Source organism: Cloacibacterium sp. Arc13 (assembly GCF_041431305.1).
Taxonomy (GTDB): domain Bacteria; phylum Bacteroidota; class Bacteroidia; order Flavobacteriales; family Weeksellaceae; genus Cloacibacterium; species Cloacibacterium caeni_B.
The window spans coordinates 58,719-71,243 of sequence record NZ_JASMRM010000002.1; the positions used below are offsets into that span (position 1 = coordinate 58,719).

9 protein-coding genes are annotated in these 12,525 nt (G+C 33.3%); all 9 read left to right on the plus strand.

The window, feature by feature from the left end; translation table 11 throughout:
• Positions 1-11: 11 nt before the first annotated feature.
• Positions 12-1,604 (plus strand): RagB/SusD family nutrient uptake outer membrane protein, encoded by a 1,593-nt coding sequence (locus QO190_RS02220; RefSeq protein ID WP_371461365.1) that lies wholly within the window; start codon positions 12-14, stop codon positions 1,602-1,604.
• Between the two features lie 23 nt (positions 1,605-1,627).
• Complete coding sequence (locus QO190_RS02225) at positions 1,628-2,752, plus strand: SusE domain-containing protein (protein WP_371461364.1); 1,125 nt, start codon at positions 1,628-1,630, stop codon at positions 2,750-2,752.
• A gap of 13 nt (positions 2,753-2,765) precedes the next feature.
• Positions 2,766-4,103 carry a SusE domain-containing protein gene (locus QO190_RS02230; protein WP_371461362.1) on the plus strand — a complete coding sequence of 446 codons (1,338 nt, stop codon included), beginning with the start codon at positions 2,766-2,768 and terminating at the stop codon, positions 4,101-4,103.
• Between the two features lie 126 nt (positions 4,104-4,229).
• Positions 4,230-6,392 carry a glycoside hydrolase family 97 protein gene (locus tag QO190_RS02235; RefSeq protein ID WP_371461360.1) on the plus strand — a complete coding sequence of 721 codons (2,163 nt, stop codon included), beginning with the start codon at positions 4,230-4,232 and terminating at the stop codon, positions 6,390-6,392.
• 75 nt (positions 6,393-6,467) lie between these two features.
• On the plus strand, positions 6,468-8,309 hold the full coding sequence (locus QO190_RS02240) for a glycoside hydrolase family 13 protein (protein ID WP_371461359.1): 1,842 nt from the start codon (positions 6,468-6,470) through the stop codon (positions 8,307-8,309).
• 31 nt (positions 8,310-8,340) lie between these two features.
• Positions 8,341-9,663, plus strand: coding sequence for an MFS transporter (locus tag QO190_RS02245; protein WP_371461358.1), 1,323 nt, complete (start codon positions 8,341-8,343; stop codon positions 9,661-9,663).
• A gap of 128 nt (positions 9,664-9,791) precedes the next feature.
• A complete protein-coding gene (locus QO190_RS02250; protein ID WP_371461357.1) occupies positions 9,792-10,514 on the plus strand; it encodes a pirin family protein in 723 nt (240 codons plus the stop codon).
• 326 nt (positions 10,515-10,840) lie between these two features.
• Positions 10,841-11,830: a phosphoribosylformylglycinamidine cyclo-ligase gene (gene purM, locus QO190_RS02255; RefSeq protein ID WP_371461356.1), complete on the plus strand. Its 990-nt coding sequence runs from the start codon at positions 10,841-10,843 to the stop codon at positions 11,828-11,830.
• A 69-nt stretch (positions 11,831-11,899) separates the two neighbouring features.
• Positions 11,900-12,472 carry a phosphoribosylglycinamide formyltransferase gene (gene purN, locus QO190_RS02260; protein ID WP_371461355.1) on the plus strand — a complete coding sequence of 191 codons (573 nt, stop codon included), beginning with the start codon at positions 11,900-11,902 and terminating at the stop codon, positions 12,470-12,472.
• Positions 12,473-12,525 lie beyond the last annotated feature (53 nt).

The following is a 12,525-nucleotide window of genomic DNA, read 5'->3' on the forward strand; positions in this document are numbered from 1 at the left end:
TTTAAAATAATATGAAAAATATATTAAAAAAAGTAAAATGGTTAGCATTTTCAGCATTATTATTTACCGCAGTTTCATGTTTAAATGATTTAGATGTTTCTTTGAAAGATGATGATTCTTTCTCGGTAGATAATTATTTTAACAATCCTGATAATCCAGAACTACCTTATAAACAGTTTTTAGCAAAAATTTATGGTGGTTTATCTTTATCTGGTCAAGCAGCTCCTACAGGAGATTCAGATTTACAATCATTAGTAGATGAAGGATTTTCTCAGTATTTAAGAGGTTACTGGCAGTTACAAGAGCTTACTACGGACGAAGCAATTATTGCTTGGGGAGAATCTGATAACCCAACAATTAAAGATTTAAACTTTAATACATGGAATGCAGATAATAAATTTAATGAAGCATTTTTTGCAAGAGTTTACTATCAGATATCTGTAGCAAACGAGTTCTTAAGAGAAACTACAGATGAAAAATTGAATTCAAGAAAAGTTTCAGAAGATCTTAAAGCTAAAATTAAAGTGATGAGAGCTGAAGCAAGATTTTTGAGAGCTTTATCTTATTATCATGCTATCGATCTTTATGGTAATTCTCCTTTTGCAACAGAAGAAAATGCTTTAGGTTCTGTACCAGTAATGAAAACCAGAGCAGAAATGTTTGATTATGTTTTGAATGAACTTAATACAATTGAAGCAGATCTTCCTGCCCCAAGAGCTAATGAATATGGTAGAGCTGATAAAGGAGCTTTGTGGATGTTAAAAGCAAAACTTTTAATTAACGCAAAAATTTACACAGGTCAAGATAAAAGCACTGAAGCTTTAGCTGCTGTGAACAGTGTATTAGGTGCGGGCTACAGCTTGTCACTTGACAGAAATAATTTATTTGCGGCAGATAATGATGTTAACGGAGCTCAAAAAGAGATTATTTTTCCTGTAAGATATGATGGCGTTAAAACTAAAACTTGGGGAGGTATGACTTATTTAATTCATGGAAGTACTAATGATGCAGTTGCTAAAACCCTAGGTATTGATTTTGGATGGCAAGGTTTCAGAGCTAGAAAAGAATTTATACAAACTATTGCAGGTGACCCACGTGTAAATGTTGTATCTGGTACCGATTCTGAAGATATTACAGACTATTTAAAATTTGCGCAAGGTAAAAAATTAATAAAATTTACTAATAAAACATCTGCAGGTGTTTCAGGTCAAGATCCTACTTTCCCAGATACAGATTTTCCAATGTTTAGATTGGCAGATGTATATTTGATGTATGCAGAATTAGCGGTTGTAAATGGTAAAGGAGACAAAGCTACAGCTCTAAATTATATTAATGATTTAAGATTAAGAGCTGGCGCAAATCCAGTAACTCTATCTGCGCTTACTCCAGATTTTGTTTTATCGGAGAGAGCAAAAGAGCTTTATTGGGAAGGTCACAGAAGACAAGATTTAATAAGATTTGGAAAATATATTTCTGGTTATAACTGGCAGTGGAAGGGCGGTTCATTGAATGGTTCTGCTATAGCTGATTATAGAACTTTATTCCCAATTCCTACAAAAGAGATTAGTTCTAATTCTAATTTAATTCAAAATCCTGGTTATTAATCAGTTTTGACAAATATTATGTTATGAAAAAAAATATAATTAATAAAATTTTATTCGTTTTTATTGCAATATTTAGTTTTATTGCATGCGAAAATAGAGAGTTAATTACCGTGGATAATCAATCAGCGCCAATAATGCTAGATATATCTGCTGAAAAATTGGTGTTGGATAAAAATTTTCCAAGCAACCCTGGTTTAACTTTAAGTTGGGATGTTGCAACCTATACAGTTCCTACTGAAATAAAATATAAAATAGAAGTGTCTAAAGATGAGGCGTTCACTACTCCTTATACATTAGGTACAGTTGCAGGTTCTGTTAGAGCAACTACTTTTTCAGTAGAACAAATGAATCAGGCAGCTCAAGGAATTAATTTAGCGCCTAATGTCTCTGCTAAAATGTACATTAGAGTTTCTTCTTACTTAGGTACAGTAAGTGAAAATTTAGTAGCTAAATCTAATGTTACCAGTTTAATGATTACACCATATGTATTAGTATATCCTGATTTTTATCTTGTAGGTGGTGCTACTTATGTTGGTTGGACCGCTGAGAATGCTCAAATTCTTCATAAAAAAGATAACTTATCTTATATCTATACATACTTAGAAAATAATCAACCTTTCAGATTTTTAGGTCAACAAAGTTGGAATCCTATTAATTATAGTGTTGATAAAGAAGGTACTAGAGCAAATTATAGATATTTCAAACAGCTTTCTGGTAACTTGCTTCAAGATGGTGATGAAAACATGAAATTTACAGGCGATACAGGCATTTATAAAATAGAGATTGATGCAACTAAAAATATTCAGTCTTTAAATATTACCGCATCTCCTGTTTTAGGATATGATTTTCCTGAAGTTTATCTTGTTGGTACAATTAATGGATGGGATGCAGCAAACGCTATTGCTATGACTAAAGTTTCATCTGGAAAATTTGAATACACAGTGAAATTAGATAATGGAGCTGCTTTTAAAGTTCTAGGTCAAAAAGATTGGAAAGAATTAGAATGGGGTAATATTTCTGGTTCAGGAAATTCAGGTTTCTTAGGTCCTAAAGGTGATAGTGGAGATATCAAATTTGATGGTGGTGGAAACACGTATAAAATTACAGTAGATATTAAAGCTGGAGTTTATACCATTGTTCAACAATAATTCAACAATAATTATGAAAAATATAATAAAATTTTTATCATTGGTTCTATTATTGCCGTTTGTTCTTCATTCTTGTAACAACGAGGATTATAGAGACTGGACAAAAGCAGAGCCTTCTTTTAAATTATATGATACGAGTTTAGGAAGCAATGTATTATATTCAACAATGGAGAATAATCCATTCAGACTTACTTGGGATAATTTAAACGCGGCATCATCTTATGATATTGTGTTTTCTAATTCAAATGATTTTACAGTTAAAGTAAAGTTAGGTACATCAAATAAAAATACTTTTACTACTACAATAGGTGCTCTTAATACAGCTTTATTGCAAGCTGGATATTCACCATATTCAATTAAAAAAGTCTATTTTAGAATAGAAGCAGGTTCTAATGTTTCTCTTCCTATTGCTTTTGATGTGCAACCTTATCCTGTAGAAGTACCTGTAATTACAGCACCTACAGCAGGTAGTGTAATTACTTTGGATGCAAACAATCCAACAGGTATTGCAAAAACCATTACTTGGAACGATTATTCTTACGGAATTGATGTAAAATATCTTGTAGAGGTTTCATTATCTGGAGCTAATAAATTTAAAGAATTAGGCACTGTTAATAATCTTAAACTTATTAATGTAACCAATTTTGATTTAGATAAACTTCTTCTAAGTGTTGGTGGTACAATTGGTGTACAAGGTAATTTTGATATCAGAGTATCTGCAATTACGAAATTAGTAGATCCAGAGATTATAAAATCTTCTGCAATTGTAACTTTCAAAGCAACTCCATATCAACTTTCATCATTTATTTATGCGCCTGGAGGCTATCAAGGTTGGAATCCTGATACTGCAAACACGCTAGTTTCTGCTACAAGTAATGGTACGTATTTCGGATTTATTAATTTCCCTGCTGCTGGTACGGAGTTTAAATATACTCAAAACAGAAATTGGGATGTTAACTGGGGAGATAATGGTGCAGATGGTACCTTAGAACTAAACGGATCTAATATACTTTCTCCTAGTGCAGGTTATTATAAAGTAACTGTTGATACTAATAATTTAACACACTCAATGGTACCTTATTCATTAGGCCTTGTTGGTGGTTTCAACAGTTGGGGAGGTAGTCCAGATGCACAAATGGAATGGGATGATTCTATCCTTAAATTCAAAATAGTAGTTACTTTACCTGCTGGTGAATTCAAATTTAGAGTGAACAGCGATTGGGGAGAAAATTACGGTGATGATGGTGCAGATGGAACACTTAATGCAGGTGGTTCTAACTTAAACATTACTTCAGCTGGAACTTATACCATTACATTTGATCCATTCAATATGGTTTATACTATAAATTAGCTGTAATATATCATACAATTTTTAACATAAAAACTGTTGCTTTATAGCAGCAGTTTTTTTATATTTAATGTTTTTTTATTTTTTATTGAGAAATTCCTAAATAATTATAATACAAATATTTAAAGTATGAAATTGATTAAAACAAGTGCGCTTCTGGCTTTACTTTCTGTAGCAGGTATCAACGCACAATCTCTAAAGTCTCCAGACGGAAATTTCGAAATGAATTTTCAACTGAAAAATGGAGTTCCTTATTATCATCTGAATTACAAAGGAAAAACAGTCATAGAAGATTCTAAATTAGGCCTTCGATTGCTAAAAGATAATACCATCGCTTTTGACAATGTCAATAAACTTCCAGATGGTAAAAATCTCAATTCTGACTTCGAAAAAATTGCAGAAAGCAGAGATTCTAAAAACGAAAATTGGGCTCCCGTTCTTGGAGAAAAAAAATATTACACCAATCATTACAACGAACTTTCGGTTACATTGAATCAACCCAATGAAAACCGAAAAATCATCGTTAAATTCAGACTTTTTAATGATGGACTAGGTTTCAGATATGAGTTCCCTCAACAGAAAAATCTTAATTATTTCGTTGTAAAAGAAGAAGATACCGAATTTAATTTCCCTTATGATTTAAAATCTTGGTGGGTTCCTGCAGACTATGATACGCAGGAATATAGACCTACAACCAGTTTGGTTTCTCAAATTTCTACAAAATGGGAAAGCAGTTTTGATAGTAACGCTTCTCAAACTTTGGTTAAAAATGCAGTTCAATCGCCTCTTATGTTAAAAAAAGAGGTTTCTGGCAAAGAAAAACCACTGTATATAAACCTTGCAGAAGCTGCTGTAATCAATTATCCCGCTTCTCATCTTGAAGTAGATTCAGAAAATTTTGACTTCAAAACCCATCTTACTCCAGATGCTCAAGGTGCAAAAGGTTACATGCAAACTCCTGCAGTAACACCATGGAGAACCGTAATCGTTTCAGAAAAAGCAGAAGAAGTGCTAGATTCTAAAATGATTTTTAACTTGAATGAACCAACGAAATACACGGATACTTCATGGATTCATCCAGTAAAATATATTGGAGTTTGGTGGCAAATGTTCGTTCCAAATCGTGGAACTTGGAATTATACCAATATCGATAATGTACATCTTGGCGTTACAGATTATTCTAAAACCAAACCAAACGGAACACACGCTGCGAATAATGACAATGTTAAAAAATACATTGATTTCGCTTCTAAACATGGCTTTGATGCTGTTTTGGTAGAAGGTTGGAACGAAGGTTGGGAAGATTGGTTCGGAAAATCGAAAGAATTTGTTTTTGATTTTATTACACCTTATCCAGATTTTGATATTAAAATGCTGAATGAATATGCACATTCTAAAAATGTAAAACTCATCATGCACCATGAAACTTCTGCTTCAGCTACCAATTACGAAAGATGGCTTGACCCAGCTTTTAAATTGATGAAAGAACATGGTTATGATGCGGTGAAAACGGGTTACGTAGGAAATATTATTCCAAGAGGCGAACATCACTATTCTCAGTGGATGATTAACCATTATCAAAGAGTAGTAGATAAAGCTGCAGAATATAAAATCATGGTTAATTCTCACGAAAGTGTTCGTCCTAGTGGTTTAAGCAGAACTTATCCGAATTGGATTGCTGCAGAAGCTGCTCGTGGAACAGAATTCGAAGCGATGGGAGGAAACAATCCAGACCACACTACCATTTTGCCATTTACCAGATTTATGGGTGGACCAATGGATTACACTCCAGGAATTTTCCAAACACAATACAATTATTACGATGCTAACAGTAAAAATTTTGCCAATACTACTTTAGCTAAACAATTAGGATTATATGTGGTGATGTATTCTCCACTTCAGATGGCTTGTGATTTACCAGAAAACTACGAAAGACATTTAGATGCTTTCCAATTCATCAAAGATGTAGCGGTAGATTGGGATGATACCAAAATTTTATCAGCCGAACCAGGGGATTATATTCACACTGCTAGAAAAGCGAAAGGTTCAGAAAATTGGTTTGTAGGAGGTGTTACAGACGAAAATGCTAGAGATTTCACCGTAGATTTTTCTTTCTTAGAAAAAGGAAAAAAATACGAAGCCACTATTTACGAAGATGGTAAAAATGCAGATTACGAAAAAAATCCGCAGGCTTATCATATTTACAAAAAAATAGTAACCAATGGTTCTAAAATTAAGGTTCACCTTGCAAGAAGTGGTGGTTATGCTATTTCATTAAAGCCAATTAAATAGAATCAATAGAGACGGGCTTTAGCCCGTCTAATAATAAAAAAAAATATAATTGGCTTTAGCCAAAACTTATAAAAAATGAAAAAACTAACATTTTTATTTCTGTTCATCACAACATTTTCCTTTGCTCAATTCCAAAGAGTAGAACCCGCTTTTTGGTGGAAAGGAATGAAAAATCCTGAGCTTCAGATTTTGTTATATGGCAAAAATATTGCCCAACAAAATATTGAACTTTCAGATGGAATTCAGATTAAGGATTTAACGAAGGTAGAAAATCCTAATTATGTGTTTATCACCATTAATACTAATGAAATTAACACTCCTAAATTTAAAATTTTCCTTAAAAATGGCAAGAAAACCATCAGTACATATCAGTATGAATTGAAGGAAAGAACGCCTAATTCATCTGCGCGTGAATCTTATACATCTAAAGATGTTTTCTACCTGATTATGCCAGATCGTTTTGCCAATGGCGATGAAAAAAATGATTCTAACAAATCTCTCATCGAAAAAGCAGACAGAAAAAGTGAAGGTGGAAGACATGGTGGTGATTTAAGAGGAATTATCAATAATTTAGACTATCTTAAAAATCTTGGAGTGACTACACTTTGGCTCACTCCAGTTTGCGAAGACAATGAAAAAGCGTATACGTATCATGGTTATGCACAGACTGATTTGTACAAAATAGATGCGCGATACGGAACCAATGAAGAATACTGTGAACTTTCTACTGAGCTCAAAAAAAGAGACATGAAATTGGTGAAAGACTACGTAACCAATCATTGGGGAGTTTCGCATTGGTTGATTCAGGATTTGCCTACCAAAGATTGGATTCACTGGTTTGAAGATGGGAAGAATGGTTTCAAACGTTCTAACTACAGAACCAATTCTCAAATGAATCCTTATGCTGCTGATGTCGATAAAAAAGTAGCTTTAGATGGTTGGTTTGATACCACAATGCCTGATCTTAACCAAAGTAATCCATTGGTTTTAAAATATTTAATTCAAAATGCAATTTGGTGGATAGAATATGCGCAGTTAGACGGTTATAGAGTAGACACTTATCCTTATAACGACAAAGATGGAATGGCAAAATGGTGTAAAGCGATTACAGATGAATATCCTAACTTCAATATTGTAGGCGAAACTTGGATGTATGACCCAGCTCAAATTGCTTTTTGGCAAAAAGATTCTAAAGTTGGCGAAATAGAAAATTACAATTCTAATTTACCTTCGGTAATGGATTTTATGTTGTATGAAAACCTTCCAAAAGCTTTACAAGAAGAAGAAAATTGGGACAAAGGAATGATTAGACTTTATAATTCTTTTGCCAGTGATTTCTTATTCCCAAATCCTAAAAACATGATGGTTTTCTTTGAAAATCATGATACTCCTAGAATCAATGAAATATTCAACGGAAATCCTGCTTATTATAAATTGGCATTAACGATTGTTTCTACCATTAGAGGAATTCCACAGTTATATTATGGTTCAGAAATAGGAATGCGTGGTGATAAAAATAAAGGAGATGCAGACATCAGAAGAGATTTCCCAGGTGGTTGGAAAGGTGATGTTCAAAATGCTTTTGTTTCTAGAACACCAGAGCAAAATGAGTTTTTTGATTATACCCAAAAATTATTAAACTGGAGAAAGTCTAAAGACGTTATCCATAATGGGAAAACCAAAAACTTTTCGCCAGAGAAAAATGTTTACGTTTATTTCCGTTATAATGATGAAGAAAAAGTAATGGTAGTCATCAACAGCAGTGATAAAGAGCAAGCCATCGAAATGAATAGATTCCAAGAAATGGTTCCTTCTAGTTTTACAGCAAAAGATGTAATGAAAGATGCCGAAGTTCAAATTAAAGATTTGTTAACTATTCCTGCAAAATCTTCATTGATTTTAGAAATAAATAAGTAAATTCGTTAAAAACAAATAAAAACTATAGTATATGAGTAATACACAGAAAAAACCACTCTTGTCTTTCTGGCAAATCTGGAACATAAGTTTTGGTTTTTTGGGAGTGCAAATTGGTTATTCTCTTCAGAACGCGAATACCAGTAGAATTCTTTCGGCAATCGGTGCAGATGTACATCATTTAAGCTATTTTTGGTTGGCAGCTCCTCTTGCAGGACTTTTTGTACAACCTATTGTAGGTCTTTCTAGTGATAAAACTTGGACAAGATTAGGTCGTAGAATTCCATTTATTTTAGGTGGAGCAATTGTTTCTGCGTTGGCAATGTTTTTCATGCCAAATTCTGAACATTTCGCACAATTATTTCCTGCCGTTTTCTTCGGAGCGATGATGTTGCTTTTCATGGACGTTTCTTTTAACGTTACCATGCAACCATTCCGCGCTTTGGTAAGTGATATGGTAGACGAATCTCAAAGAAATAAAGGATATTCTATCCAAAGTTTTTTAATTAATGTAGGAGCTGTTTTCGGTTCACTATTACCATTTTTATTGACTTGGTGGGGAATTGCAAACGAACCAGAAGCTGGTCAAAAAGTTGCACCTACTGTAATTTGGTCTTTCTATATTGGTGGAGCAGTTTTATTGGCTTCGGTTTTATGGACTTCTTTTAGAACGAAAGAATATCCGCCAGAAGAATACGCGAAATACAATAATATAGAAGAAAAAGAAAACGAAAATCCAGAAAAAGTAAGTTTCTTTACTTTGATTAAAAATGTACCAAACGCCATGAAACAATTGGCTGTTACACAGTTTTTTTCTTGGTTTGCATTGTTTTTAATGTGGGTTTACACTACACAAGGAATTGCTCAAAATATTTGGGGAACTACAGATGCTACCTCTAATGCTTTCAACGAAGCAGGAAACTGGACAGGTGTTATCTTTGCCGCTTATAGTGTTTTTGCTGCTTTATTCTCTTTAGTGATTACTCCATTAGCAGATAAATACGGAAGAAGAAATGTTTATGTTGTTTCTTTAATTTTAGGCGGACTTGGTTTGTTATCTATTATGTTTATCAAAGACAAAAACCTATTATTCTTACCAATGATTGGAGTAGGTATAGCTTGGGCAGCTATTTTAGCATTGCCTTATGCCATTTTATCTTCTAAACTTCCAGCAAAACAAACAGGAGTTTACATGGGAATTTTCAATGCTACCATTACTATTCCACAGATTGCTGCTGGTTTATTAGGTGGAGTTTTACTTTCTGCTTTAGGAGGAACTGCAATTAACATGGTTGCTTTAGCAGGAGTTTCTATGGCTGTTGCAGGAATTGCAGCACTTTTAGTGATTAAAGAATAATCGTTTTTAAAATAATCACTTCAAAATCCACCAAAATTTGGTGGATTTTTTTATTATCTTACATCAATGACTTCTGCTTTTGATTAGGCTAACTTTGCAGTATAAAATTGATAAATAATTATCTACATATGAAAACAATATTACATAAAGCAAGCGAAAGAGGATTTCAAAATCACGGTTGGTTAGTTGCCAATCACAGTTTTTCTTTTGCAAATTATTACAATCCAGACAAAGTGCATTTCGGAAATTTAAGAGTTCTCAATGACGATTTTGTAGAAAAAGGAATGGGTTTTGGGATGCATCCTCACGCAAATATGGAAATTGTGACCATTCCATTAAGTGGAGAGCTACATCACCGCGATTCTATGGGGAATTTTGGAGCAATTAAAAAAGGCGAAATTCAAGTGATGAGTGCAGGAACAGGAATTCAACACAGTGAATTTAACGGAAGTAAAGAACAGCCCGTAACTTTATTGCAAATTTGGGTGATTCCTAATAAAATGGGAGTAGAACCAAGATATGACCAATTGAAGATTTCTGACAATGCCATTGATAATGAATTTCAACAGATTATTTCTCCTAATCCTAATGATGAAGGAAGCTGGATTCACCAAGACGCTTGGTTTCACTTAGGAAGTTTCACCGTAAAATCTTCTAGAACTTATCAAGTCAAAAAAGAAGGAAATGGAGTTTACGTTTTCGTTATTTCAGGAAGCGTAAAAATAGGAGAAAATATTCTTGGGCAAAGAGATGCTTTAGGAATTACAGAAACAGAACATTTTGATTTAGAAATAGATAAGGATTCTGAAATTTTATTGATTGAAGTTCCAATGGAATTGCCTAAAATCTAAAAATTAAGTTAAAATTGAAGAGCAATGAAGAAAAAATATTTTTTCTGTTGCTTTTTGTCAATAAAAAATATAATTTTGCCAAATCAAATTCCAAACAAATTGAATATTAAATCGCAACATTTTGGCTCTTGTACATTCCAAGAAATTGGGAAGCTAAAATACGCAGCAAAATAATTGAGGCCGATAATCAGAACGATTGTCGGCTTTTTTTATATCGTTTATTTTTGATTTTCAATGCGTTTGCAGTTTGAAATAAATCTAGTAAAAACCTGAATCTTGCAGGTGAAAGTCCTGCAAGTCATTCAGAAAAAAAAACAAAAACAAAAATGAATAATACGTATAAATCAGCTGGCGTAGACAAAGAAGAAGGCTACAAAACCGTAGACAAAATAAAATCTGCTGTAGCCGAAACGCACAATAAAAATGTACTGAACAATCTGGGAAGTTTTGGAGCTTTCTATGAAATTGGTGGCTATAAAAATCCTGTTTTGGTTTCTGGAACTGATGGAGTAGGTACCAAATTAAAAATTGCATTAGATACCAAAAAATACGATTCTATCGGTGTAGATTGTTTCGCAATGTGTGCCAATGATATTCTGTGTCATGGCGCAAAACCTCTATTTTTTTTAGATTATTTAGCTTGCGGAAAACTAGATGCAGATGTAGCAGCAGAAATCGTTCTGGGAATGGTAAATGCTTGTAAAGACAATGAGTGCGCATTAATTGGTGGTGAAACTGCAGAAATGCCAGGAATGTATCAACCAGGAGATTATGATGTGGCTGGTTTCTGCGTAGGAATTGTAGAAAAAGACCAAATTATTGATGGTTCTAAAATTAAAACGGGTGATAAAATCATCGCTTTACCAAGTTCAGGATTCCATAGCAATGGTTTTTCATTGGTAAGAAAAATTTTCCCAAATTTTGAAGAAGAATTCGAAGGAAAACCTCTTTACGAGACACTTTTAGTTCCTACGAAACTCTATTACAAAGACGTTTTTAAACTGAAAGAAAATGTGGGAATTTCAGGAATTGCTCATATTACAGGTGGCGGTTTAATCGAAAACGTTCCAAGAATTATTCCGAATGGATTGTGTGCGAAAATTGACACTTCTAAAATCCAAATTCCAAACGTAATGTTAGAATTAGAAAAACGTGGAAACATCGAAAGAATGGAGATGTTTGGTACTTTTAACATGGGAGTAGGAATGGTTATCGTAGTAGATGAAAGTCTTGCCGAAAAAGCACTTTCTTTAATCGAAGACGCTTATTTAGTAGGTGAAATCGTAGAAAACGAAGAGAAAATTCAATTAATATAGAAACGAGATTTTAGATAAGAGATATCAGACAAAAATCTGAAATCTGAAATCTGAAATCTGAAATCTAACATGAAAAATATTACAGTTTTAGTTTCGGGTTCTGGTAGCAATTTACAGCGCATCATTGATTGTATTGATAATGGAGAAATTCCCAATACAAAAGTCAATTTGGTGGTTGCAGACAGAGATTGTTATGCTTTAGAAAGAGCAGAAAATCATCAAATTCCGCATCAACTCATCAAAAGAGGAAAAGATTTTTCTGAAAATTTAGAAAAACTTTTGCCCGAAAATACAGATTTAATTGTCTTAGCTGGTTTTCTATCGATTCTAAGTAAAGAATTTTGCGAAAAATACAACGGAAAAATCATCAATATTCATCCTGCCTTATTGCCAAAATTCGGTGGAAAAGGAATGTGGGGACATCACGTTCACGAAGCGGTAATTGCAACCCAAGAAAAAGAAAGTGGTGCAACCGTTCATTTTGTGACTTCTGGAATTGATGAAGGCGAAATTATTCTTCAAGGGAAATTTGAAATTGCAGAAAATGAAACTCTAGAAACTTTAGCACAGAAAGTTCATCAAATCGAGTACGAGATTTTCCCGAAAGCGATTGATTTGGTTTTAAATAAAAGAGTTCCATAGGAACGACAGATTTTACAGAATTGGAATTCATTCCAATGATTTAATAAAAAAAG

Bases quoted from the DNA above. Each gene is read 5' to 3' on its own strand.
- QO190_RS02240 (WP_371461359.1), top strand. From the start codon at position 6,468: ATGAAAAAACTAACATTTTTATTTCTGTTCATCACAACATTTTCCTTT.
- QO190_RS02235 (WP_371461360.1), top strand. From the start codon at position 4,230: ATGAAATTGATTAAAACAAGTGCGCTTCTGGCTTTACTTTCTGTAGCA.
- QO190_RS02250 (WP_371461357.1), top strand. From the start codon at position 9,792: ATGAAAACAATATTACATAAAGCAAGCGAAAGAGGATTTCAAAATCAC.
- QO190_RS02225 (WP_371461364.1), top strand. From the start codon at position 1,628: ATGAAAAAAAATATAATTAATAAAATTTTATTCGTTTTTATTGCAATA.
- QO190_RS02230 (WP_371461362.1), top strand. From the start codon at position 2,766: ATGAAAAATATAATAAAATTTTTATCATTGGTTCTATTATTGCCGTTT.
- QO190_RS02220 (WP_371461365.1), top strand. From the start codon at position 12: ATGAAAAATATATTAAAAAAAGTAAAATGGTTAGCATTTTCAGCATTA.
- purM (WP_371461356.1), top strand. From the start codon at position 10,841: ATGAATAATACGTATAAATCAGCTGGCGTAGACAAAGAAGAAGGCTAC.
- purN (WP_371461355.1), top strand. From the start codon at position 11,900: ATGAAAAATATTACAGTTTTAGTTTCGGGTTCTGGTAGCAATTTACAG.
- QO190_RS02245 (WP_371461358.1), top strand. From the start codon at position 8,341: ATGAGTAATACACAGAAAAAACCACTCTTGTCTTTCTGGCAAATCTGG.